The sequence below is a fragment of the Vibrio eleionomae genome, assembly GCF_009874545.1.
GTDB classification, from domain to species: Bacteria; Pseudomonadota; Gammaproteobacteria; order Enterobacterales; family Vibrionaceae; genus Vibrio; species Vibrio nitrifigilis.
In genome coordinates this window covers 1-26,578 of record NZ_WEKT01000064.1, presented here as the reverse complement: position 1 = coordinate 26,578, position 26,578 = coordinate 1, and the positions used below count along the sequence as shown (strand labels likewise).

The 26,578-nt window shown below is 41.4% G+C and carries 19 protein-coding genes; 12 read left to right on the top strand and 7 right to left on the bottom strand.

From position 1 onward, the window contains the following. Positions 1 to 243: 243 nt before the first annotated feature. The 4 genes from F9817_RS20930 to F9817_RS20915 all read left to right on the top strand — a co-directional run bounded on the left by F9817_RS20930 (position 244) and on the right by F9817_RS20915 (position 4,165). Entirely contained in the window at positions 244 to 432 is a 189-nt protein-coding gene (locus F9817_RS20930) for a hypothetical protein (protein WP_161158141.1), read from the top strand. Positions 433 to 792: 360 nt separating this feature from the next. After that, a complete protein-coding gene (locus F9817_RS20925) occupies positions 793 to 1,437 on the top strand; it encodes a GTP cyclohydrolase II (protein ID WP_161158140.1) in 645 nt (214 codons plus the stop codon). A 368-nt stretch (positions 1,438 to 1,805) separates the two neighbouring features. Then, positions 1,806 to 3,377: a L,D-transpeptidase family protein gene (locus F9817_RS20920; RefSeq protein WP_237476310.1), complete on the top strand. Its 1,572-nt coding sequence runs from the start codon at positions 1,806 to 1,808 to the stop codon at positions 3,375 to 3,377. Between the two features lie 134 nt (positions 3,378 to 3,511). Then, positions 3,512 to 4,165, top strand: coding sequence for an MBL fold metallo-hydrolase (locus tag F9817_RS20915; protein ID WP_161158139.1), 654 nt, complete (start codon positions 3,512 to 3,514; stop codon positions 4,163 to 4,165). Positions 4,166 to 4,192: 27 nt separating this feature from the next. On the opposite strand, the gene F9817_RS20910 is transcribed toward F9817_RS20915, so the two are convergent. After that, the gene (locus tag F9817_RS20910) at positions 4,193 to 4,888 is read right to left on the bottom strand and encodes a DUF2982 domain-containing protein (protein WP_427916726.1); all 696 of its coding nucleotides are present in this window, start codon (positions 4,886 to 4,888) and stop codon (positions 4,193 to 4,195) included. 211 nt (positions 4,889 to 5,099) lie between these two features. Here F9817_RS20910 and F9817_RS20905 point away from each other — a divergent pair, with 211 nt between their 5' ends. Then, positions 5,100 to 5,489, top strand: coding sequence for a MarR family transcriptional regulator (locus F9817_RS20905; protein WP_161158138.1), 390 nt, complete (start codon positions 5,100 to 5,102; stop codon positions 5,487 to 5,489). 294 nt (positions 5,490 to 5,783) lie between these two features. Here F9817_RS20905 and F9817_RS20900 read toward each other — a convergent pair whose 3' ends face one another. Beyond that, positions 5,784 to 6,260, bottom strand: coding sequence for a MarR family winged helix-turn-helix transcriptional regulator (locus F9817_RS20900; protein WP_161158137.1), 477 nt, complete (start codon positions 6,258 to 6,260; stop codon positions 5,784 to 5,786). A 383-nt stretch (positions 6,261 to 6,643) separates the two neighbouring features. On the opposite strand from F9817_RS20900, the gene F9817_RS20895 reads away from it, so the two are divergent. From F9817_RS20895 to F9817_RS20885, 3 genes are all read left to right on the top strand, one after another. After that, positions 6,644 to 8,215, top strand: coding sequence for a BCCT family transporter (locus F9817_RS20895; RefSeq protein WP_161158136.1), 1,572 nt, complete (start codon positions 6,644 to 6,646; stop codon positions 8,213 to 8,215). A 252-nt stretch (positions 8,216 to 8,467) separates the two neighbouring features. Continuing rightward, positions 8,468 to 10,351, top strand: coding sequence for a methyl-accepting chemotaxis protein (locus F9817_RS20890; RefSeq protein ID WP_161158135.1), 1,884 nt, complete (start codon positions 8,468 to 8,470; stop codon positions 10,349 to 10,351). Positions 10,352 to 10,743: 392 nt separating this feature from the next. Next, complete coding sequence (locus tag F9817_RS20885) at positions 10,744 to 12,627, top strand: methyl-accepting chemotaxis protein (protein ID WP_161158134.1); 1,884 nt, start codon at positions 10,744 to 10,746, stop codon at positions 12,625 to 12,627. 47 nt (positions 12,628 to 12,674) lie between these two features. On the opposite strand, the gene F9817_RS20880 is transcribed toward F9817_RS20885, so the two are convergent. The 5 genes from F9817_RS20880 to asnS all read right to left on the bottom strand — a co-directional run bounded on the left by F9817_RS20880 (position 12,675) and on the right by asnS (position 19,582). After that, positions 12,675 to 13,631, bottom strand: a complete 957-nt coding sequence (locus F9817_RS20880; RefSeq protein WP_161158133.1) for an endonuclease/exonuclease/phosphatase family protein — start codon at positions 13,629 to 13,631, stop codon at positions 12,675 to 12,677. Between the two features lie 223 nt (positions 13,632 to 13,854). Further along, on the bottom strand, positions 13,855 to 14,571 hold the full coding sequence (locus F9817_RS20875; protein ID WP_161158132.1) for a 3'-5' exonuclease: 717 nt from the start codon (positions 14,569 to 14,571) through the stop codon (positions 13,855 to 13,857). A gap of 14 nt (positions 14,572 to 14,585) precedes the next feature. Further along, complete coding sequence (locus F9817_RS20870; RefSeq protein ID WP_161158131.1) at positions 14,586 to 16,475, bottom strand: DUF294 nucleotidyltransferase-like domain-containing protein; 1,890 nt, start codon at positions 16,473 to 16,475, stop codon at positions 14,586 to 14,588. 206 nt (positions 16,476 to 16,681) lie between these two features. Further along, entirely contained in the window at positions 16,682 to 17,872 is a 1,191-nt protein-coding gene (locus F9817_RS20865) for an amino acid aminotransferase (RefSeq protein ID WP_161158130.1), read from the bottom strand. A 309-nt stretch (positions 17,873 to 18,181) separates the two neighbouring features. Next, the gene (asnS, locus tag F9817_RS20860; protein WP_161158129.1) at positions 18,182 to 19,582 is read right to left on the bottom strand and encodes an asparagine--tRNA ligase; all 1,401 of its coding nucleotides are present in this window, start codon (positions 19,580 to 19,582) and stop codon (positions 18,182 to 18,184) included. Positions 19,583 to 20,192: 610 nt separating this feature from the next. Between asnS and F9817_RS20855 the strand changes: the two genes are divergently transcribed. The 4 genes from F9817_RS20855 to F9817_RS20840 all read left to right on the top strand — a co-directional run. After that, complete coding sequence (locus tag F9817_RS20855; protein WP_161158128.1) at positions 20,193 to 21,143, top strand: substrate-binding domain-containing protein; 951 nt, start codon at positions 20,193 to 20,195, stop codon at positions 21,141 to 21,143. Between the two features lie 41 nt (positions 21,144 to 21,184). Further along, a complete protein-coding gene (locus F9817_RS20850; RefSeq protein WP_161158127.1) occupies positions 21,185 to 23,170 on the top strand; it encodes a methyl-accepting chemotaxis protein in 1,986 nt (661 codons plus the stop codon). A gap of 493 nt (positions 23,171 to 23,663) precedes the next feature. Continuing rightward, positions 23,664 to 24,554, top strand: coding sequence for a HamA C-terminal domain-containing protein (locus F9817_RS20845; protein ID WP_161158126.1), 891 nt, complete (start codon positions 23,664 to 23,666; stop codon positions 24,552 to 24,554). After that, positions 24,551 to 26,578: DEAD/DEAH box helicase (locus F9817_RS20840; protein WP_161158125.1), on the top strand; the 2,028-nt coding region annotated here is incomplete at its 3' end. The genes F9817_RS20845 and F9817_RS20840, both read left to right, overlap by 4 nt.

The following is a 26,578-nucleotide window of genomic DNA, read 5'->3' as shown; positions in this document are numbered from 1 at the left end:
TTATTTACATTTGCTAAAGTAATATATAATTATATTAATTGTTCTAGTCCGCACCTTTTATTTAGCCATTATTCATCTTTCATGTGGCTAATATGTCGTCAGATGGGTGAGGAAAAAATTAAATGGTTCTAGTATTGCAAGCGGTTTTTTGTGATTAAGGTTCCATAATTTTTATCAAAAATTCATAAAACAATGAAAAATGGTATTATTTTTGAGAACTAGCTAAAGTAATGGGGAATAGCAGTGGAACTGGAAGAGATAACTCAATTGAAGAAGGATTTTTATGCGCGCATTGGTGCGTTCCAAGCAACGGCATCAAAAACTGTGACGCAGAATCATCCAACCCTATCATTGTTAACTGACGAAGAATTGAAAGAGCTTGGCCAAGTTTGGGTTGAGCTTACGATGTGGAAAAATAAATCGAGTCATTGAAATAGGCCAAAAGAGTTTAATTGGTTCGCCTTGCCTTAAAAAGAATTTAGAAAGCCCAGCTCCCCATTGCTGGGTTTTTTCGTCTCTGAGCATATTTATTGTGCCTGTGTTTTAAGTTGGACCTATCACTGTATTACAGCGATAGGTGGGGTTAATATCCTCAATATATCAACAAGTTAAGCCATTCCTTTGTTTAATCTGCCTCTTATACAGATTTAGGTATATAATTGCCAAACTAAAGACACATTACGCCATATGTTCAGCTCAAGCGGCGCTAGAATACTTAGTAAAATGTAATGTAGTCGTTGAAAATGTGCGATGCTGACCCCATAGTTAGCATCACAATTAATAGAATTCCAAATGCATACCGAAATGCATCAACCAAATAAAGAAGTGAGTGAAGATATGGCGGAAGTACGAGCCAGGGTTGACTTGAAAGTAGGCGCGAAAAGTAATATCGATGCAGAGATTCTTTCATTCCGCGGTTTAAAAACTGATAAAGAACATGTCGCAGTGATTTTTAAACATGCCGATAGCACGCAAGATATTCCTTTGGTACGCATGCATTCTGAATGTTTGACTGGAGACGTTTTCCATTCATCACGGTGTGACTGTGGCGAACAGTTAGAAGAAACGATTACTAAAATGGGCGCTCAGGGCGGAATTATCCTTTATTTGCGCCAAGAAGGTCGTGGTATCGGTCTGTACAACAAGATTGATGCGTACCGTTTACAAAGCCAAGGTATGGATACATATCAAGCGAATAACGAACTCGGATTTGCTGATGATTTACGTGATTTCACCGAAGCAGCACAAATGCTGCAAGCACTAAACGTCACTAAAATTCGCCTCGTGACCAATAATCCTAAAAAAGTGCATGATTTAAAAGAACATGGTATTGAAATTGTTGATGTTGTTAATACCGATGCACACTTAAAAGACGGTAACGAGAACTATCTAAAAGCAAAAGTATCACACGGTCACCACCACCTTAAGTTGTCTTAACCGCGCTTTCGAGAGCTCATCGACCATTTGCTGTGCCCAATGATAAAAGGAATGATCATTCCTTTTGTCATTGGCCTCGACTGGCCGTCGTTGACAACACTCTGAATCCTGTATCTTGAGATCATTTGGGTATCTCTACTTCAAACGGATTTCATTCCTTATTTTCATCCTTGTTTATCTCAATTAGTGCCTCATTTGTATTTCTATTTAAGCCGTGAATATTGCTCTGATGCATTGATTATCTTAACGAAGTTATCAATGACAACTAACACTTGGTGTAAATCTTTGCCATACTAACCCAACATAATCGTCATTATCTGAGCGATGGCCAGAGAAATGACTCAACATGGTAATAAGTAGAGAATTGCATGAAGTTGAGCGTTCGTTGGTGGGGTTGGTTAGGGTTGATGTTGCTCACGCAACCTGTCAACGCAGATTCTTTAGAGCACTTTTCTAAATTGGGTTGGATAGAACCCAAAGAACCCGTGACATTTTTTCTTCAGTATCCCGATCAACTGAAACAGATCTATTCCACCTATCATGACCGTCGTTTGTGGTTGGATTTACGCGATGGTGATGCACTTGAATATCAGCTGACTTTAATCAAAGATGCACAGATTAGTCCCTTGTTTGACCGTCAACTTCGCTATCTCACGATGTATCGTGAACGTAAAGATTGGTATCAATACGATCTGTTAGCGACGGATACCTTGTTGATGTATCTCAGTTATGCGCAGCAAGCTCCGGTGCATGGTATGACGTGGTTTTTTAAGCTCAAGTTGAATCATCCCTTACCTGTACCAAATGCACAGGCGATGTTCGATTTAAATATGGCAATCGAACTGAAGCATTTAAGGGCTCTTATTCATGATTATTCCCCGCAAGATGATGGATATCGCCAATTGGTAAAAGCCCATCAGTTTTTGTCTTCAATTCAAGTGGCGTCATTGCCTTTATATCAGCAAAGTGGTGTAAAAAAACTTAATGATCCACTGGAGGATCGTCAGCACCTGATTACCAGACTGGCGTTAGCTAACATTGATGTCAGCCCAGTTAATTTGGTGCAGAGTGACTATGACAATACACTGGTTGCACCAATCAAAGCATTCCAGCGGATGCATGGGTTAAAAGATGATGGTGTGATAGGCTGGTCGACGTTAAAGTGGCTAAATATGCCCATGGTTGAACGTAAACATCTATTAGCGCTGAATGCGGAAAGAATGCGACTTTGGCCTACCAATAAGCAGGCTTCGATCGTCGTCAATATCCCCGCATTTAAAATGGTGTATTGGTTTAATGGCGAGCCAGCTTTTACCTCTAAAGTGATTGTTGGTCGTCGCAGCCGCCCGACACCTTTACTCCATACCCGTTTAGATTCTCTTATTTTTAACCCCGTTTGGAATGTACCACGTAAAATTATGGTGGAAGATATTCTTCCTCATGTGCAACAAGATAAAGAATACCTGCAACAGCATAATATTGATGTTGTCCAACATTGGCATGATAAAGAGCCCGTCGATATATCCACGATTGATTGGCAGGACCAGCAAGGATGGCAATTCCCTTATAAGATGCGTCAGCGTGCTGGAAAAGACAACGCTCTCGGACTGTACAAATTCAACACGCCTAATCGCAGAGCTATTTATCTGCATGATACACCGCATAAAAACTTGTTTGACCGCAGTCGCAGAGCGTATAGCTCGGGCTGTATTCGGGTCGAAGATGCGAAAGCGTTTGCTGAAAAGTTAATGCACCAACCTGGGTTGGTCGAGCAGCCCACTCAAGAGCAAGAAAGCCTACCTAATCAGTCGATTGCTTTGAAAAGTCATATTCCTGTCAGAATGATTTATCAAACGGTGTGGTATGAAAATGGGGAATTGCATTATCGAGCTGATATTTATCGTTACGATCAACTGGATAATGCGCAAAATGCCTTTTGATCACGTAATAAAAAATACCAATAATTTGTACAAACAACCAACGATCGAGATTTGTCACCGCCCGTGAAGCCTTGTCAAACCTGAAAGAGAGTGTCATAGTGCTCTCAGTTTCGTATAACGGTAAAGGCTAAACTATGTCTCTTCAATATCAGGTGGTTCCCGTAACCTCATTTGCCCAAAATTGCTCTATCGTATGGTGTGATAGCACCAATGACGGTATTGTTATCGATCCAGGCGGTGATGTAAAACAGCTGGCAATGTTGATCGACGAGCTTGGTGTGAATGTCACTAAAGTTGTACTTACTCATGGGCATTTAGACCATGTAGGCGGTACAAAAGAGCTGGTGGCTAAGCTGCAGGATATTCCAGTGATCGGTCCGCATAAAGACGATAACTTCTGGCTACAAGGCCTAGAAGGGCAAAGCCAAATGTTTGGTTTCCCTCTTACTGAAGCATTTGAACCGACACAGTGGTTAGACGAAGGCGATGAGGTTAGCTTTGGCAATGAAACCTTAAAAGTTTACCATACGCCAGGGCATACCCCTGGGCATGTGGTGCTATTTAGTGAATCAGCACGCTTAGCTTTTGTCGGTGATGTACTATTTAACGGCAGCATTGGTCGGACGGATTTTCCACGTGGCGATTTTAATACTTTGATCAATTCGATTAAAACAAAATTGTGGCCATTAGGTAATGATGTCACCTTTATTCCTGGTCATGGACCTAAATCGACTTTTGGTCATGAACGTGCAAGCAACCCATTTGTCGCTGATGAAATGCCAATGTAATAGTTAGCTCTATATTTCAACGCTGTATTATTGGTCTGGCTCGGCCGCTGCTAAGTAACGGCGAGTCAGACCAACAAACTCTTCTTCACTACGGTCCAAATCGGCAGCAGAAATAAACACGTCATAGCCGAAAAACTCCCTTTGATACCGCATCCTATTCGCTAACATGGCTAATAGTCCTTTATACACTGTGCCTGTTTCATCGACGAACGGTTCTGAATCGAGAATAATATCTTCAAACGCCAACGGCTTACGGTGTTGCTGAGCACCTAAATAGAGTAGGGCACGCTGATTCATCAAAATGTCGCTTGCGAGTCGTGGACAAATACTGTCGAGATACGGCGCGTAAGATTTAAGGCGAATCCCAATCCAAGGAAGAGGCTGGTTCCAGCCATCAGCTCGTTGATAATCGCAGATCCCGATGCGGCTAATATTGGTCCACTTTACGACCCATCCACCTTTGGCAAAGTGCTGCTGAAAATGACTGGCCGTTAAGGTGTAATCGACTTGGCTGATGCGCAATATCCATCGAGTTACGAGGGCAAGGCACAGTGCCAGCGTAATGATGGCAATTGCCTGATAGATAGTTTGGGCAAAAAACATCGCTGCAATTAAGGTGAGAGTGATAAGAAATATACAAATCCAACGCACCCATCGCGCTGAAACATCAAAGCGATGATTGGATAAATGAACAGTCTGCATGTGATTGAGTATGTTATCCATATTAGTTAATGATTGAAAACTCTGTATTTATACTCAGTATTTTTGCTTTTGATCACTATAACTCATGGTTAAATAGTAGTCATCCGTAGGTTTTATTCCTCTTTTTTGTGATCAAGTCGGGGATTGCCCTACAAATGAACGCGAAATTTTGGTATAAATCGCGCTTCAATTTTCACCACTGCACCCACGCAGTGAAATGGAGACATACTCAATGAGACTTGCTCATAAGCGTAAAGTGCAGTCAAAACTGCAAAAACGCATGAAAGCGATTGTAGCTAACCTATCTTCAGCGCCAAAAGCTAAAAAAGCAGTAGCGGCGAAGCCTGTTGCAGAAAAAACAGTAAAAGCAGCACCAGCAGCAGCGAAAGTTGTCGCTGAAGCAAAAGCAGACGTTGCTTTAACTCCTAAACAGCAACAAGTGTTAGATATCGTGGTAGCAAACGCTGAAGGTATCAATCCAAAATCGATCGGTTTAGCTGCGGGCCAAGAAGACGCAAAAGCGGCTTCATGGGCGACTGGCGCATTGAAAAAACTGTTGCAAGAAAACCTAGTAGAGAAAGAGCAACTAGGCGGTAATAAAGTTATCTACAAAGCGATTTAATCTCACATCTTGATGTAGACACTTTATTAACCCATCGTGGTTTAGATGCGTGCTCTGGTCGCCGTTCGGTGGCGGATATCAGTAGTCTTTGTAGATACAATACATCGATGATATTGATAAGTAGAGAGCTCTTAATGCGGTCGGTAAAAAGATTAAGGCCCCGGTCATTGACCGGGGCCTATCTATTTCTATAAGACTAGCTATTGTGAGATAACAACAAGACCAGTGTTGCTATTGTTAAATAGTTACAGACTGTATGGAATTAAGAGATTGGGCACTGTTGAACAACCAACCTCATTCATGCTTAGAAATACTACCAAGCTCTAACATTGGCGCCACATCCATATTTTCAGCATTCATCATTGCCGATAAACGTTGTACTGAAGACAACAATAACGTCTGCTCCCACTCGTCTAATTTTTGGAAACGAGCAACAAAGTTATCTTGTAAAGGTTGAGGTGCTTTATCAAGTAGCTCTTTACCTGATTCTGTCAGGTGAGCATGAACCTTACGTTTGTCACGTTCACTACGCACGCGTTGCACATAACCGTTACGTTCTAAGCGATCTAGAATCGTGGTGGCAGTGGCCTGACTCATGTTGGTGTGCTTTGATAACTCACGAATTGTTACCTGTCCCAAGCTCTCGATTGAGCGCATCAGAATCAGTTGTGGTCCTGTCAAACCGGCATGTTTGCTTAGCTGTTTAGAATGTAGGTCTATGGCGCGAATGATCTGGCGGATGGCTACCAGAACTTCTTCATGTTTTTCCAATGTATTCCAGTCCAAATGAGGTGTATTTATATAGCGTGGACAATAACGCACTTAAAGCCAGTTGAAAAGTGTTGAGGACATACTTTTTTTTGTCTATTTTTGCGGTCGATCTCGGACTATAGAATGAGGTGGAATGTTTCGTATACAAAGGATTTTTATAGCATGTTATGTTTATAGAATAGCCAATCAAGCAGTAAATTGGTGATTTTGTGATGAATTTTTAACCAATGGGTGGACTAAAAGAACCGTATATGTATAATCATACGCCTTGATGAACTTAGTGAATCTATATGAACACGAAACAAATAACTCGAAACGATTAATCGAATGTTTCGTTCTCACTGTTATTGAGTTCAATCTGGAATAACCTAAAGAGAGGTCAAATGACGAAAGGTATCGATAAATACAGTATAGACAATACTGATTACACGGTCGGTCAGGATAACGTCCAGAAGTGGGGGTTTGATGTCCATAATCCGGTATTTGGTATTAGTGCAGGTCTTATTCTGCTCTTTTTGGTGGCGACATTAGTGTCTGATCCTGCGACAGCTAAATCTGTACTAAATAGCGTGAAAACTTGGATCATAAATACTTTTGATGTCCTGTTTATGTGGTCCGGCAATATTTTTGTTATTTTCTGTCTAGCTCTGATTGTGTCGCCTTACGGACGCATCCGTCTTGGTGGTAAAGAAGCCACTGCGGATCACTCATTTATGTCTTGGTTGTCAATGCTATTTGCTGCGGGCATGGGGATTGGCCTAATGTTCTGGAGTGTGGCAGAACCCGCTGGTTACTTTAGCGGAGCTTATGGTACACCGTTAGCTGTGACAGCGAACACGCCAGAAGCGGCAAGTACCGCATTGGGTGCAACGATGTTCCACTGGGGATTACACCCATGGGCTATCTATGCTGTTGTTGCATTGTCGCTGGCATTTTTCTGCTACAACAAAGGCTTGCCACTGTCTATTCGCTCGATCTTTTTCCCTATTTTAGGCGATCGTGCATGGGGTTGGGCTGGTCATATTGTTGATATTCTTGCGGTACTTGCGACCTTGTTTGGTCTGGCAACATCGTTAGGTCTAGGTGCACAACAAGCGGCAAGTGGTATTCACCATGTGTTTGGTATTGATGGTGGGATTGGTCTGCAAATCACCATTATTGTTGGTGTGACTATTCTGGCAACCATTTCTGTTATTCGTGGTATTGATGGTGGTGTTAAAGTTATCTCTAACATCAACATGATCATCGCATTCTTACTGTTACTTGCTGTGGCTTTGTTAGGCTACGCAGTCACATTCTCAAGTATTCCAACAACCTTAATGGCATACATTGAGAATATTATTGCTTTGAGTAATCCACATAACCGTCCGGATGAAAGCTGGATGCACGGTTGGACAATCTTCTATTGGGCATGGTGGATTTCATGGTCCCCATTCGTAGGTATGTTCATTGCACGTGTCTCAAAAGGCCGTACAGTACGCGAATTTTTGGTCGCAGTGTTACTTGTTCCTACAGTCGTGACTTTAGTATGGATGTCGGTATTCGGTGGTCTAGCTATCGATCAAATTGCTAACCATATTGGTGTTCTGGGTAATAAAGGTATTACGGATGTTTCATTAGCATTGTTCCAAATGTTTGAAGCGCTACCTATGGGGAACGTATTGTCTATCGTTGGTGTGATTTTGGTATTGGTGTTCTTCATCACGTCATCAGACTCGGGTTCACTGGTTATCGATAGTATTACTGCTGGTGGTAAGCTAGATGCTCCTGTTCCACAACGTATTTTCTGGGCATTGATTGAAGGCGCTATTGCTATCGCACTATTGTGGATTGGTGGTAGTGATGCAATCCAAGCGTTACAAGCAGGTGCGATTTCAACGGCGTTACCGTTTACCGTGATTCTGCTTCTGATGTGTGTGAGCTTAGTGAAAGGTATGCGTACCGAAGAGCGTTAAGTTAAGTCTTCGATAAGATAGATAAGGCTGGATGGGAGATCATCCGGCCTTTTTACGTTTGGTCCCGCTATCACAGACATGTATCATCCATATACAAATACTCTGCAGAGAACGATTTAGTTATAGAATATTACATCCCATCTTAATGATTAGTAACAAATTAATACCCACCTAAATGCGTATGTAATTAATGCATCTTATTGAAAAGTCGGTTACTATCCGCGTTCTATTCTTTACATAATTGTTTTTTGCATGAAACTAACTCTAAAACAAAAACTTATCGGAGCTAGTCTTTCAGCCGTGGTCCTCATGGCTGGAGCATTAACTTGGTTGTCAGCCTCGCAAATTCGTACACAAACCATGCATGATATCGAGCAGCGTGCTCACGCGGTATCTGCAACGTCAGTAAAAGGAATTGCCGATTGGGTTGCTCAACGTCGCCTAGTGACGAAGACCGTTAATCAATACACCACCGAACAAAATATCGAGCCGTATTTGCAGCAAGCTGCAAATGGTGGCGGTATTTATGAAATGTACTTTGGTACTGAGCAGGGGAATATGTATCGTTCAAACCCTGCACATAATAAAGCTGGGTATGATCCTCGAGTTCGTGGCTGGTATAAATCAGCGCGTGCCGCGAATCAACAAATCATTACGCCAGCGTATCGTGGCTCGAGCAGTCAAGCCATGATGATTACCATTGCTCAGCCCGTGCAACATGCTGGTCAGTTTGTCGGAGTCGTCGGTGCCGATATCTTGATAGAACAATTAGTGGAAGGGGTGATTAACATTAAAGCGGGGCAAAATGCTCAAGCAATGTTAATTGATGGGCAAAATGGCACCTTGCTGGCGCATGCTAATAAATCACTACTGCTCAAACCTTTGCACTCATTTTCAAATGATTTATCACTCTCTGCAGTAGAAGCCGCCGCTGATTCGCATCAATTGATGGAAACGAGTATTAACGGTGCTGATAAATTTTTCTATTTTGCACGTGTCGAAGGATCGCCTTGGATATTTGGGTTAGAACTCGATCGTGATAGTGAGTTTGCTGCTCAATCCACATTAATGACGAGATTAATCATGGCTTCGATTATTGTCACTCTGATCGTTATCGTCGCGGCTTCTTGGCTTGTCAGCTATCTGACTTCAGATTTAATGCGTGTCTCCCGTGCACTTGAAGAAATTGCCAATGGGGAAGGAGATTTAACGCAACGTCTGCGTCCGCATAGCGATGATGAAGTGGGTAAACTGGCAGAAAACTTCAACACCTTTGTCAGCCATATGCACGACATGGTCTCGAAGTTAAGTCGTGTTTCGAGTAGCTTGAGTCAACAAGCAAACACAACGGCAGAACATGCCGGAGACCGCAGTGCTCGTATTCAGGTGCAGCAAGATGAAATCAATATGGTGGCGACCGCAATCAATCAAATGGCAGCTGCAACGCAAGAGATTGCGGGTAATGCCGACAATACCGCAACTCACGCTAATGAAGCCGTGAGTGCCGCCATTGATGGTACGGCCCAGGTTACGCAGACAAAAAATTCGATTGAAAGTCTGGCTCATGAAGTATTAGAAGCCGCTCAGGTGATTAAAGAACTAGAAACTCATACCAATAGCATCAGCACGATTTTATCGACCATTCAAGACATCTCTGAGCAAACCAACCTATTGGCGCTGAATGCCGCCATTGAAGCGGCGCGTGCGGGAGAGCAAGGTCGTGGTTTTGCGGTGGTGGCTGATGAAGTTCGAGTGCTGAGTCAGCGGACTAATACGTCGACCAAAGAGATTCAAACTATGATCGATACACTGCAAGCGACAACAACTCGTGCAGTGAGTATGATCAATGACAGTCAATCACTTTCTGATACGTCTGTGCAGGATGCGGTGGCCGCAGCGGCAAGCTTAACGCAAATCCAACAGGCGGTAGAAAACATCAGTGATATGGCGACGCAGATTGCTTCTGCAGCGGAAGAGCAGGCATCAGTGACATCAGAGATCACTCGCAATACAGAGGGCATTCGTGATGTATCGGATGCTCTAAGCTCGGAGGCTCATGAGGCATCGCAGCAAGCAAGCGATTTGTCTGAGCTTTCACAACAACTTGATGGAGAAATCCGTCAGTTTAAATTATAAATTCGCGCTTAGCATTCTCATCTTAATAGACAAAACCAGCCAAATTCGGCTGGTTTTTTTATATCTTCGATATCCCATTTTTTTATCCAGCAATAATCACATCGGCTCGTTCAGTACTTTGCCAAATATAATGCAGTCAAATTAATGAGTTTTACAAATGTTTACTAATAAAAACAGTATATTAACTGGTAAAAATATAAGTCAACTTTGTGGCGTATCGTCAATTTAATATCGAATTTAGTTTTAAATATATGAAAAAGTTTAGGTGTATTGATAACGATATGGAATAAGCATCCAAACCGATATGAAATCTACATTTTGATCTGTACAAAGTATTTAATATGGGTAATATCAGTAAACAATAATACATTTTGCTAAAAATTAACTTTTTCATGAAACTATCATTAAAACAAAAATTAATTACTGCGAGCACGACGGCAGTGATAGTGATGGCAGTGGCATTAACGTGGTTGGCTGCCTCACAACTCGAGCAAGAAACACAAAGCGGTATTAAGCAACGTGCCAGTGGCATCGCCTCAACAGCTGTTAAGGGGATTAGCGATTGGATTGAACAGCGTATCGATGTGCTGCAAGCGGCGGAAGACAATGTCGGGCATGAAGGTTGGCTTCCCTTCTTAACACAAACCCGCAAAGCGGGTGGGTTTGATGATGCGTACTTTGGTACGGTTAACGGAGACATGCACCGCTCGTTAACTGAACGTAATCAAGCCGGTTATGATCCTAGAGTTCGCGGTTGGTATCAAGACGCAGTTAATGCCAATAAATTAGTCATTACAGGCGCTTACCGTGATGCGATTACCCAAGCGTTAATGGTGACCGTCGCAGAACCAATCAAACACAATGGTCGATTACAAGGTGTGCTTGGTGGTGATGTATTGATTGACCAACTGGTTTCCAATGTCATCAACATCAAGGCGGGTAACAATGCGCAAGCTATTTTAATTGACAGGAACAATGGCACATTATTAGCTCACCCGAATAAAGACTTAATTCTGAAATCGACGACTGATTTTGATCAGAATATGACGATCGCACATATTCAGCAGGCTATTGCCAGCGGTGACGTGGTGCAACTCAATATTAATGGCCACGATAAGCTCGTCTACTTTGCTGCTGTGGCAGATACTCCTTGGGTACTTGCTGTGGCTCTTGATTATGACAGTGAATATTCCGCCTATCACGAGATGTTAACTCGCTTAATCTGGACTGGTGTCATCATTACCTTATTAGTGATTATTTGTGTGTACTGGTTAGTGAACGTATTAACCAAAGATCTGCTGCGAGTATCTGATGCACTAGAAGAAATTGCTTCTGGTGATGGTGATTTAACGCAGCGCATTAACACAGATAGCCATGATGAAGTGGGGCGTTTAGCGAAAAACTTTAATGTGTTTGTGAGTAACATGCATCAAATGATTACGACCTTAAGCCAAATCTCGCAATCACTAAATACTCAAGCGCATTCGACAGCAGAGCATGCAGAAGAACGTCGTCAACGTATTCGAGTTCAGCAAGATGAAATCAATATGGTGGCAACGGCGATTAATGAAATGGCTGCAGCAACCAAAGAAATTGCAGGTAATGCTGATCATACTGCAAGTAGTGCGAATGAAGCGGTTGATGCTGCGAAACATGGCTCTGGCCAAGTAACGCAAACGCAACACTCGATTGCAAATTTATCCGATGAAGTGGTAGTGGCAACTGGGGTGATTGAAGAGTTGCAAACTCATTCCAATAATATCAATACCATTTTATCGACTATCCAAGATATTGCTGAACAAACGAACTTGTTAGCATTGAACGCAGCCATTGAAGCAGCGCGTGCTGGCGAGCAAGGACGTGGCTTTGCAGTCGTGGCCGATGAAGTTCGTATATTGAGCCAACGAACTCACCATTCGACCACAGAAATTCAGGCTATGATTGAAACGCTACAATCTACCACAAGCAAAGCGGTGGGGATTATGAACGATAGTCGTAAGCTTTCTGATACTTCGGTAGATGATGCAACTGAGGCGGCAGCAAGCCTGACTCAAATTCAAAAATCCGTAGAAATGATCAGCGACATGGCGACACAAATTGCTTCAGCTGCTGAAGAGCAATCCTCGGTGACCTCCGAGATCACTCGTAATACGTCCGGTATTCGCGATGTCTCTGAAGAGTTAGCAACGGATGCCCATGAAGCGGCGGAACAAGCCGCTGGCCTATCAGAGCTGTCCCATCAACTGCACAGTGAAATCAGTCGCTTTAAACTGTAATTTGCTGCGAAGACAAAAAACACCATGCCTTGGCATGGTGTTTTTGTTTATTTAAACGTTGCTTTAATAATGCCGTGGTCCGTACTGTAATCAAGCCCATCATCAATATGGTCGTTCCATACTCGTGCTTCTTTTAATCCCCATATCGAATCTTTTGCATAATTAAAAAACTCTTTAGAAACTAAAATATGATCGAGCACATCGCGATGGTGCTGGTGGTCATAGGTGTAATACACGTTACGAAATGATTGTAATTGTTGAAGATAAAGTGCGCTATATAGACCTGAATCTACCCCACGCGATGCCGCCGTCATGGTGGGCTGATCGGTAACAATACTGAGCGTATTGCTTTGAGGATCATCGTTAAAATCGCCAATCACGACGGTGGGTTGGTCATTATGGCGCATATGATCAATTAACATCATTCTCAGAGCGGCCGCTTCTGCAGTGCGACGTACCGTTGACATCGCACTGCCAATCGCTGTTTGATACTGGCTGGCAAATCCCTGGGTTTGGCTAGGTAATTTAGATTTTAGGTGGCAGGCGAACACGGTAATATTGGGTGTGGTAGTGGAATGTTTATTCTCCAGTTCTACTTTTAAAATCGAACGAGAAAACTGTTTGATTTGCAGAGAGAATTCATCATCTTCACCATCGTTATCATCCACTTTCACGAGTTGTTCAAAGGGAAACGCTTTGATTACCTCAGATTTTTTCACCACCCAAGGCTCACGAACAGCGAGCGCAACCGCGATGTTGTACCACTCATCTCCGATAAATACGGGCGTATAATCAGGATGATTTTTTAAAACGTCATACAAACACTGCTTATTCCACAGTTCTTGAAATGCAATGATATCTGCATCGATCTGAGCAAACATACTCTCAGTCCACGCCAGTTTTTTATCATAAAAAGGCTGTGATACTGGCTTTTGATAAACGTTTTGTTTTGGGGCCTGAAAGTTCTGTAAATTAAATGAAGCGAAACTGATTTGCGAAGCCATTCTAATCTCCTAACTCGATTTATCATATGACCCAGCACTAATGGCTTTTATGCCGTTATAAGCCGCAGATACAGTGAGGGACCGATTAAAACAATAATGCACTTGGTTGTATATTATCTGAGTGTGAGCGCGGAATGTGTCATTAGTGAGTCATGAGTATGAAATAGGGATGAGCTAAACCCAATAAGCCATCGTGAGATGGCTTAACAGAGAAAATAACGGGTTATAACCAATAGTTTTGCAGCGGGTCTTTATCTGAAAAATGATGAGCGATTTGAGCTTGTAACAGCTCAGCGGTCGCGATGGCATCCGTTAATGCATGGTGCGGAGTATAAGCTGGTAGACTATAGCGTACTCGTGATTGCCCTAAGCGCACTGAACCGGGCTTTTTACCTTTTAAGCGATTCCACAATCCACCAGATATATAACGTTGAATCTGGCTCTCTAATTCCATGGTATCGACCACAGGAAAAATAATCCCTTCTTTTATTCGCCGCTTTAGTGCTTTATCTAGCATCTCACGCTCGATCTTACGATAGTGTACCACCATGATTTTACCAGCCATAGCTTGCAACACATCTTCAATTACTTCAGATAAATCAGGTGCGTTATTAATATCGCTGTGGGTAATACCATGGATAACCACTGAGTCATCATTGAGCTTTTGTCTTGGCCGAATAGTCCAGTGCTTTGCTCGGTTAAGATAGATGCGATTGAGCGTAAAAGGAACCATACCAATGGTGATTATCTCATCTTTATTGGTATCAAGACCGGTTGTTTCAAAATCCATGGCGAGAAATTCGACTTCGCCAATCGGTGTATTTTTTGCCGGCAACTCTGCTGAGTAAAAATCACGTAGCATCGGATGCTTGGTGACTTTCAATTTCGCTTTGAATTTATATGGCCAATCCACGCTTGGTGTTTTAAACATCTGTTTCACTGTCACCCCATCTATTATTTGAAGCTATTACCCGCTTGGTAACGGTATTTCAGAAAGTTCTGTGCGTTACTCAAGATTTGGAAAGCATCTTTGAGGTTACGACGTTCGAAGTCCGATAGGTTTTCAGGCTCGATGTTATTATCTGGCTCTTGGTCTTGCTCAATATCAATCGCTTGGTGGCGAATACGAACCATAGAGATAAACTCTAATGCATCGCGCAGGTCATGGCCGCGTCCTTTCGGTAGAATCCCAGCATCAATGATATCGTCTAAACGTTCAAATGAATTCTTCGAACGAGACCCCACAGCAAGTGCATGAACACGAATCAAATCCGCCAATGGGGCTGTGCCACGACGTTTCAGGTTGATAGAGTTGTTATGACGACCATCTTTTTCCATCACGAAGTTTTTAAAGAACCCCAATGGTGGCGTGCGATTTAACGCATTACGAGCCAAACACGCTAAGAAGCGGTTATTACGGCGAGCACGACGAACAATAAAGCCGTTAAGTTGTTCCGCCCATTTTAAGCGACCATACACACCATCAAGATCGAAGAAAATAGAAGCATTAAGCAAAGCTTTCGGATTTGGATTATCAATCCAGTCAGCGAAGCATTCTTCCCATTCACGGCGAGTCATACGCCAAGTTGGGTTCGTTGCCATAATATCACCGGTACAATAGGTATAACCACATTGGTCGAGCGCATCACAAACAAACTTGGCTAGTTTTTCAAAGTACTCACCGTGGCGCGTTTCATCATAGCTGTCATCTAAAATGATGGCGTTATCTTGGTCGGTAACAACGAGCTGTTCGTCGCGTCCCATTGAACCCAGAGCAAGGAAGCAAAATGGAATTGGGGCAGGGCCAAACTCTTCTTCTGCCAGCTCAAGAATTCTTTGTTTGAAACTGCGGCCAATGGTCGACATTGCGGTGCCGATCATATGTGAGTTGGCGTCTTCGTTAACCATACGCAAAAAGCTATCTTTAAGCTGTGATGCTACTTGCGCGAGATCATCGACTGATTGTTGTTGGAAAATACTGCTCACAAGTAGCAGTGAGTTTTGCGATTCGTAACGAACAATGTCGGAAATCTCGATAATACCTAAAGGATTTTTCTCTTTAATTACCGGTAGATGGTGCACGTTATAGCGCAACATGGTCAGCATGGCTTCCCATACATAGGCATTTGAATCAAGCGAGATGACATCTGTCGTCATCACTTCAGTGACACAAGAATCGTGGTCCATTCCTGTGACAAGTACGCGGCGACACAGATCGCGATCGGTGATTATGCCCAAAATAGGGGAGTCGTCATCTTCATTATCAGCCATTATTTCTGGATCTATAATCAGCAAGGCCGAGATGTTTTCTTCCGCCATTTTGATCGCTGTTTCTTGGATAGTGGCATTTTTGTATACAAATGCCGCCTCATGCGTCAATAAGCTGGTTACTTTAACGGTCGTAAGATCGTTTTCTTCCGCTTTGCTTGATACTGCATTACGTAAACGGGCGTTATCTGCTACTTCGACAAAGTCGGCGAATACATCGTATTCGTCGTACAATTTTTGAAATAGCTCACCTGGAATGCAATACACCAGCGTATCTTCAACCGCTGTCACAGGAAAGCGAACTTTATTGTTGGTCAGTAGGCCCATTTGGCCAAATAAATCACCCGCAGACAGGCGGTTATACAATTCACCTTTTCGGCGATAGAGCTCAACCGTGCCACTGCGAATCATGTATAAATCTTCGATGTAATCACCGAAATGGATAATCGGAGTCTCCTCCCGGTAGTAGCCAATCTCAATTTGGCTCGCGATTTCATCCAGAGATTCCTCTGGCATCTCGTTAAAAGGGGGATATTGGCTGAGAAAGTTTTTTATTTCTAGCAGCTCAGCTTCCATTGAAGGCTCCTTAAGTTACGTCTTTTATGCTGTGTATTGACAGAGCATGGCGTTTGGGGAACGCGCATTTTACACTATTTTGTTGGTTTACGCAGATTCGAGCATAGGTGGAAATCGCTTATCGTGCCAACGATCAAAAAAGAAAAACCGAACGCAACGGTTCGGTTTTCAATTATTTATCGCATGGTATGTGCTAGAGCTCGCTATTAAAGAACAGCCGCGATACCTTTACATAGCGGTAGCATGTTAGATTTCGTCATACCTGCCACACTAATGCGGCCAGAACCAACAATGTAAATACCCATCTCTTCTTTCAAACGTTGCACTTGCTCTTTGTTCAAACCAGAGAATGAGAACATGCCATTTTGACGTTCGATAAAGCTGAAGTCTTCAGTCACACCTTGTTCTTTTAAGGTTTGCACGAACAGGCTACGCATTTCATGAATACGTTCGCGCATTTCGGTTACTTCTTGTTCCCATTCAGCGCGCAGTGCGGCATCGTTTAGGATATGAGTAACAACCGCAGCACCGTGACATGGTGGGTTAGAGTAGATAGCACGAATGATTTTCTTCGCTTGAGAGAAAGCTTGTGTTGCCGTATCTTCATTCTTCGCTACCAAAGTAAACGCACCAACACGTTCATTGTATAAGCCGAAGTTTTTCGAGAACGAACTTGCTACCAAAATCTCAGGGTTGTATTGAGTGAACAAGCGCAGACCCGCTGCATCTTCTTCTACACCGTTGGCAAAACCTTGGTATGCAAAGTCAAATAGAGGCAGTAAGCCTTTTGCTGCAACCAATTTTGCCAATGTTTCCCACTCATCCTTAGTTGGATCAATCCCTGTTGGGTTATGACAGCACCCATGGAGTAATACCACATCACCGGCTTGCGCTTCTTCAAGATCGGCAAGCATCGCTGGAAAATCTTTATCGTGAGTTTCTGCGTTGTAGTACGTGTATTGAGCTGTTTCTAGACCTGAGCTATTGAATACCGCATGGTGGTTTGCCCAAGTTGGGTTACTGATCCACACTTTGACATCACCGAGATGACGTTTGATAAATTCGCCTGCAATACGCAGTGCACCAGTACCGCCAGGAGCCTGAGCCGTTTTAGCGCGATGTGAAGCGACGATATCCGCATCAGCACCAAAAAGCAGCTTTTGTACTGCTAGACCGTAATCAGCAGTCCCTTCAATACTTAAATAAGATTTAGTTTTTTCCGAATCAAGCAGGGATGCTTCAGCTTTCTTGACTGTCGCAAGTACAGGGGTTTCACCTGCTTCATTTTTGTAGATACCCACACCAAGGTTAATCTTATCGGTACGAGTATCTTTTTTGAACTCTTCCGTTAAGCCAAGGATAGGGTCTGCAGGTGCTGCGACAATTTTTTCAAACATAGTGGTCGTCCATGTGTAATTGGGTGGAAAGTGATTAATTACTATTTATACCTGTCTGGCTAACGAGAGACAACAGGGCATAACATAAAAATTCAAATTTCTTTTGTTTACCTGTTACAGCTGTTGAATACCTAGTTGTTAATATGCAAAAAAACTGCATTTACAGTAATCCAATAGAGGATTTAACCATAAGGAATTCACGCTAAATCACATCCAAAAATAGCATGAGCTGTACGTTAAAATCTGTTGCCAGAACACAAAAAGAGCCATCCGAAGATGACTCTTTTAATATTGAACCTAGTACGAAACTTAGTAGTTTGCGTTACGTGGTGTACGTGGGAATGGAATCACGTCACGAACGTTACCCATACCTGTTACGTATGACACTAGGCGTTCGAAACCAAGACCAAAACCGGCGTGAGGAACAGTACCGTAACGGCGTAGGTCGCGGTACCAGCTCATGCTTTCTGGTTCGATGTTCATTTCTTTCATACGTGCATCAAGAACGTCTAAACGTTCTTCACGTTGTGAACCACCAATGATTTCACCAATGCCAGGAGCAAGAACGTCCATCGCAGCAACAGTTTTGCCGTCTTCGTTAAGACGCATGTAGAACGCTTTGATGTCTTTTGGATAGTTCTTAACAATCACTGGTGCTTTGAAGTGTTCTTCAGCTAGGAAACGCTCGTGCTCAGAAGCTAAATCAATGCCCCATTCAACTGGGAATTCGAATTCTTTACCTGATTTGATCAGGATGTCGATCGCATCTGTGTAATCAACTTGTGCAAAATCAGAATCCACGAATTTCTCTAGACGAGTAATGGCTTCTTTGTCGATACGTTGTGCGAAAAATTCAAGATCATCACGGCGTTCTTCAAGCACAGCTTTAAACACATATTTCAGCATCTCTTCAGACAGTTTCGCAACATCGTCTAGTTCGGCAAATGCGACTTCAGGTTCAACCATCCAGAATTCTGCAAGGTGGCGACTTGTGTTTGAGTTTTCAGCACGGAACGTTGGGCCAAATGTGTACACTTTAGAAATCGCACATGCGTATGCTTCTGCGTTTAGCTGACCAGATACCGTTAGGAAGGTTTCTTTACCGAAGAAATCTTCGTTGTAGTCCACTTTGCCTTCATCAGTTAGCGGAAGGTTTTCTAGATCCAGTGTCGATACACGGAACATTTCACCAGCGCCTTCTGCGTCTGCAGCAGTAATTAGCGGTGCTGAAACCCAGTTAAAGCCTTGCTCGTGATAAAAGCGGTGAATGGCTTGTGACAGGCAGTTACGAACGCGCGCTACAGCACCAATTACGTTAGTGCGTGGGCGTAGGTGAGCGACTTCACGTAGGTATTCGATTGAGTGACGAGTTTTCGCCATTGGGTAAGTATCAGCATCTTCAACCCAACCAACTACTTTTACGTTGGTTGCAGCGAGTTCAAAATCTTGACCTTTTGCAGGAGACGCAACAACAGTACCTGTAACTTCTACAGAGCAACCTGTAGTCAGTTTAAGAACTTCTTCGTTGTAATTATTTAGATTATTAGGAACCACGGCCTGGATCGGGTTGAAACAAGAGCCGTCATAAATGGCAAGGAAAGAGATTCCAGCTTTGGAATCACGACGTGTGCGAACCCAGCCGCGAACAGTGACTTCACTGTCTACTGCGAGCTTTCCGCTTAATACGTCTGTTACAGGCGCGTAAGTCATGTTTTGTTTTGTCTCCATAGAAGTAAAAATTCAACCCAATGCCCGATTTGTTCAACATTGAACAAAAAACAGTCGAAACATTCAGTTGTAGAGAATTTTACAGTTTCAAGTCCACATATTACCTGTCAATTTGCGAGCATCAACCCTTAATGTGCCGAAAGTGAACAATATTTATCCGAATGCTCTCTAGATGAGTAAAAAATCATAAAAAGGAGGGTTTTTCGAATAGAAAAAAAGCAGCAAATTTAGCGGAGGTGAAGGAATAAATGCCAACGCTGTTCTATCGAAGTAGAGGAATGCACATCAAAACAGAGAAAATGGATGTGCAGTGAGATGATTAGTCGAAAGTGGCAGAGGATAAATTATTCAAAATAAATCACTTAACTGAGTGAATAATCAATTTTAATAATTGCAATCTAGATCTTGTTTTTATTCTTTCGACATAAACTGAATTATTCATAAAAAGATTTTTAAGGCATTGTTATTGTTGATTTTGTTTCTGTAAAAGTTAGGTTTTTTTGTAACACGTGCCAAATTGGCTATTTGAAGAAGCCGTCTATACTTATTTCAAGTTTTTAGCCGTGAGTTAGGAAACATGGAGTTGAACTTTATGAATCGTTCTAAACTGCGTTTTAAGCATGGAATTCATATTGCTGCCGCGTTATTGCTCGGTAGTATGTTGCTCCATGTGCCAATGGCCAATGCCAAATTCCTCGCAGTCACCGTAAGTTCCGAAGATAACTTTCGTAACTTATTGTCCTCTAGTATTGAAAAAGCGGTCGATGATAGACGTGATGACGTTTACATAGACTCGGCAGAAAATAATTTTGCCGTCCAAGTGCAACAGATAGAGAGTTACATTAAAGCAGGGGCGGATGCCATCATCATATTTCCTTGTGGTACCCCGGAACAAAACGAATCCCTGTTTAAATATGCTGAGAAAGTGCCACTGGTTTTTATTAACACCGAACCAACTGACGATCTCGAAGGTATGCCGCGTAACACGATTTACGTCGGGTCTAACGAACTTGAATCCGGCACGATGCAAATGGAAGAGTTGGCGCGATTAGCGGGTTACAAAGGCAAAATCGCGTTAATGATGGGAGACATGAATCATAAAGCGGCGCGTACTCGTACCCAAGATGTAGACGACGTGGTAGCAAAATATCCAAACCTGACGGTCATTAAACGTGAATCTGGATTCTGGCAGCGTAATAAAGGCTACAAAATAGTCTCTGATTGGATCAAACAAGGGGTCGACTTTGATATTTTATTGGGCAACAACGATGAAATGATCATTGGCGGAATTATGGCCTTACGTGATGCCGGTAAAGACCCGAAAAAATATTTAACGGGTGGCGTTGATGCGACCAAAGATGCGCTAATCGATATGTCGAAAGGCGATCTGGATGTGACCGTATTACAAGATGCTGTCGGACAGGGGCGAGCTGCAGTTGAAATGGCCTATAAAATGATAAACGGTGAGCGCGTTAAATCGCCGCACTGGGTACCATTTAAATTGGTGACCAAAGATAACTACCAACAGTTCGTTAAAGATTAACCAAGCTTAAGCCAGTAATAACGGTTTTGGAGTAACATATTATGTCTTTAGTTTCTCGGATTATAGGCGGCTTCGCAGTCTTGGTGGTCTTCCTGTTAATTCTTGTTGCCGTAAACTACTTCTCGGTCGATAAAATCAATACGGATATATCAGAAGTAACACGTGTAACTTTACCGCTCTCTAAATCAGTAGGTACATTGAAAACGGATGTTTTGCAGCAAAATAACTACGTGGTCAGCGTATTTGCAGTCGATGATGCGGCTCAAATTAGCCAATTAGAGCAGGATTTTTCCGGCATGAACGGAAAAATTGAGTCCACCATCAATGACATCAGTAATTCAAGCCTGAATAAAGGTGGCGCATTTGCGGCTGATATTGATCAAATCACCAACTTGCGTAAAAGCTACACAAACGCGGGTAAAAATTTGATGGAGATTCGTCGTAAGACTCTGATTAATGAAGCCAAAATCGATGAGCATCTTAAAACCATCAGTAACGTAGAAAGACGCTTAACCTATTACTTGCAGAAGTATTCGACCGGACGTTTTACCGACGACCCACAGTTTAACTTAACCATTGTTGGTTTACAGCGTGAAACCAAGCAAGTACTGAATGCATTTAACCATTATTTGGTGAGTAAAAATTTAAAAATGTTGGAGAGCAGTTTGGAAGGGATGAGTGTTGTCCTCAAAAACCGCTTTAATGAAATCCAGCGTTATGACACTGATAAAGGCAAGCTATTTAGCTTAATGATCAACCCATTAGTCGATGAAATACAAAATCCTGATGGCCTGTTTGCCTATTACAAAGTGCGCCACGATCTCAAAGAGCAAACTGATACAAACATGGCAACAATTAAAGCGAATACCTCCGCACTGCAAGACTCAGTGAACAAATTTATTGTTGAGTCGGATAAGATTGTTACTCAAGCACGTCAAAGCAGTGAAGAAAGCATCAATTTAATTAAAGAAACCATGTTTATCGTCAGTGCGATCGCATTGGCCATCGCGATTTTTGTGCCGGCTTGGATTGCTTCTTCAGTTCGTAAAGCTTTGAAGAACTTTAAACAAGCGTTGATTCAAATGACGAAAGGTGACTTAACGGTCGAATTTGAGCAAAAAACAAAAGATGAATTTGGTGAACTTGGTAGCTATTTAAATGGGTTAGCAGGTAACTTGCGCGAGACTTTCTCTGGCTTAAGTCGCTCTGCCCAAGAGTTGACCCAGGTGGCGGACAGTAATGCGACCATTAGCAATCAAACAACAGCTGCGGTATCGAGCCAACGTACCTTGCTTGAAACCACTGCTTCAGCCATGACCGAAATGGAAAGCTCGGTTGCCGAGGTCGCACAGCGTGCTCAAGATACCATGATGGCAGCAGAACAAGCACATGGGCAAACTGCAGATGTTGGTCAAAGCATCAAGCAAGCGATCGATAACATTAAAGAGCAGGCTGAACAGATTGAGAAAACATCACGAACTGCGATTGAACTGAATGAGTATGGTGAAAAAATCGATAGTATCATCGAAACCATTCAAGACATTGCAGAGCAAACTAACCTATTGGCACTGAACGCGGCCATCGAAGCGGCCCGTGCTGGCGAACAAGGGCGCGGCTTCGCAGTGGTTGCCGACGAAGTCCGTAACCTCGCAAGTCGAACTAAGAAATCCACTGAAGAGATTCAGAGCATGATTGAAATTATGCAAAAATTGATTCGTGCAGTTGTGGATGTCATTAACGTGAACTTGAGTAAAAATGATTCCAATATCGCTGTGGCCGAACAAGCCGACCAAGGCTTGGTGCAAATGAGTTCGTTGATTGGCCAAATCGTAGAAATGAACATGCAGATAGCTACAGCAACAGAAGAGCAAAGTTCTACAGCGAAAGAGATCAGCCAAAGCGTGGTACATATCAGTGATTCAGCCGAAGAAACGGCTCGCGGTGCAGTGAGCAACGCGGAATCAAGTGAAACGCTAAAAGATCAAGCCAGAACTCAGCTTGGACTGATTGAGAAGTTCCACGTGTAAGCACGCATATTCTACCTTTATCAAACCCACCAAGGAGCCAATCATGGCTCCTTTTTTATTGTCTGCACTTCCGTTTAACTCCCAATTTATGTCCGGTATTGATTAAATGGTTAGCAGTAAGACATTTATCACTAAAAATGCCGTGGGATTCTTGTCAATTTTATGTAAATATATGCAAATTGATTGTGTGCGCTTATAAGCATTTTCTTAATTGAAAGATGAGGTAGCGTGAACGAGTAAATTATACGGTTCTTATATACAAAACCTAAAACTGGGCTCAGTGGATAGATTAAAAAGGACCATTCGGTATTTTTGCTTATGTGGATAAAGAGTTCGATAACTATCTGAAATAATGATGTTTAAACTATCCACAGCGTAGGGAAGGAAGATTATACAGAACCTTTCTGACAGAGTGGTTCTGTATAAGACTGTATAAGAACTGTTACATGCTTCCAACCATAAATCCTCAGTTTTAATTAAATAAGTTTTGAATATGGATGAAGAAAAAATTAAAAATCTATTGACTAATGTTGATTCTTTAATAAATCACACTTGTCATTTCACGTTTGATTTAACCAAGCCAGAGGGTAAAACCCATAAAGGTGTATGCATAAACTATACAGACTTGCAAGAAAGAAGAAGTGATTTTCTACGGGAGTTGAAGAATACGGTATGTAGTTGGGTTTATGGTAAAGATAAATATAATAATCTTTTTCGAAAAGAATTAGAGAAAAGACGCTATGATTACCAAAATGCTTCATCTCATATAGATAGTTTGGCAAGAGACAAGTTCAGAAAGGGAATCCCACAAGGTCAATTTGGTGAATTATTGCTATTCAATTTCCTGCAATATTTTTTCAAAGCTCCTGCTTTATTGAGAAAAATGCCATTGACGACTAGTAGAGGACACGAGCGTTTCGGTGCCGATGCAATTCACTACAGAAAAAGTGATACAGAAAACATTATTTTTATTGGAGAATCCAAAGCATATAAATCCAATTATAAATTTAAACAAGCTTTTACCGAATCTATTAGCAGCATAATTGGTACTTATAATTCTTTACAAGAAGAGTTGTTGTTATATACATATGATGATTTTATTGATCCACAACTACAAGATGTTGCCGAGAAACTTAAAGATGGCGAGTTAGAGAATGTAAGATATGAACTTGTCTGTCTAATATCATATAATGAATTAAAAAGTCCTCTTGCTGAATGTGAAAAAGAAATAAAGAAAAATTTAGAAAACATAATTCTTGAAAAATTCTCATCATTAGATTCTGATGTAACAAAAGATATAAGTAAACCATTAATCCAAAGAATTCACTATATAGTGTTTCCTTTTTGGGATTTTGATGGGATGTTGGAAGGTTTTGATTCATGAATAATATATCCCACTCACAAAGAGAAATTGTAAACAATCTTTTAAAGATTGAGCATAAAAATTACGCAGTTACGTTAGGGTTGATCGATACTCCGACAATTCATCTTGAGAGAAAGGAATTGGCAGAAGCTATATCGGTCGTTGATAGGCTATCGAGAAACGATCAAGAGTTTGCAAAGCGTGTAGCAATATTGGCAATTGCTTTATCATGGGAATACTCAAACAAAGATTACAAAGACTCATTGCGAGAAATATTTATCACAGCATTGACTCGGATGGGTATAGCTCCATCAACAGTGTTAGTTGATGAGAACTATAAAAATGAAGGTATCTACAGTCCATTTAGCAGTTATATCAACAAGCTCTCAGTTATTGCAAACCAATTAAAGTATGAAGTTAATATTCATGATAAAACTTATCTACTAACAGATTTTCAGAAGAGTGTTTGGGACTCTATCGACACTAACAAAATTGTTTGTATATCAGCTCCAACATCAGCTGGGAAATCATTCTCAATATACTTGAAAATAATTCAAAAGTTAACACAAGAATATAAAAAAATAGTATATGTTGTCCCTACGATAAGTCTTGTAAATCAGGTGACTACAGATCTTTCAAACTTGGTCAAAGAATTTAATATTAATGATGCTGAAATATTTACTCACATTCAAGAAGAACCACCAGAAAAGTATATCTATGTATTAACTCAGGAGAGAGCTATTTCAGGATTCAGTGAAAAAACACACTTCGAGAACTTAGATATGCTAGTTGTAGATGAAGTTCAAAATATTGAACGTGTGGCAAATGATGGAGATCAGAGGTCAAAAATATTATATGATTTTCTGAAAGAGATAAAGCATCAGACCAATACGAAAAGAATTATTCTAAGTGGGCCTAGATTAAAAAATGTAGGAAATCTCGGGTTTGATATATTTAATGAAGTCTCATATGAAGCAGAAACAAAAGTACCACCAGTGGTGAATATTACTTATTCAGTGTCAAAATTCAATGGAAAGTTCTATTTCAATCAATACAGTGATATTTCCGAAGAGCCAAATTCTATTGTCATTCAGCACAATGAACAAATTAAAGGCTTAGGAGGTACGCAATACAATGATAACTTCCATAGTTATTTAGATTTTATACTCGGACGTATAAGTAATAAAAGTAATTTAATTTTTTCACCAACAGCTAACCAAGCACGAAAGACAGCCATTTATCTATCCACTAATGCACATGCTAAAAATATAAAACAAGTTGAGTCGCTAGCTGAATATATTGCAGAGTTCGTTCATAAAGACTATGACTTGGTTAACCTAGTACGGAAAGGCGTCGCTTATCATACAGGTAAACTTCCACTACATATTCGCTCTGCTATAGAAGAATCATTTTCGAACGGCATCATAAATAACATTGTTTGTACGACAACATTGATGCAGGGTGTTAATTTTCCGGCTTCAAACATAATTGTAAGAAACCCATATCTCTTTACTAAGAGAATGAAAAATAGAGAGAATGTTAAACTATCAAACTATGAATTTTCAAACTTGCGGGGTAGAGCGGGAAGGCTTCTTAAAGAATTTATTGGTAGAACAATTGTACTTGATGAATCTTCATTTGAAATAGAGCAAGAGAATGAAACTCTTTTTGAACAAACCGAAAAAGAGCTAAGTACAGGTTATGGTGAGTACTACGAGAAATTTAAAGAAAATATAGATAATTCAATTGAAAATGACACTTTTGTAGAAGATGGAAAAGATAAGTTTCTCATCACTTATATAAGACAAACTATATATAGACATAGAGAGAATAGTTATTCACGCCTGAAAGAAGTAGGCATAAATATAAGTAAAGAACAAATACAAAAAAATATAGAGGTTCTAGATTCTTTGAATGTCCCTTCTGCAGTTATATATAATAACAGGTATTGGGACCCATATGATCTTGAAATAATATATAAAAAATTAAGAAGTAATATACTTTGTAAGTTGCCAGTAAATATATGGGATAGAGATGTTCTTGAC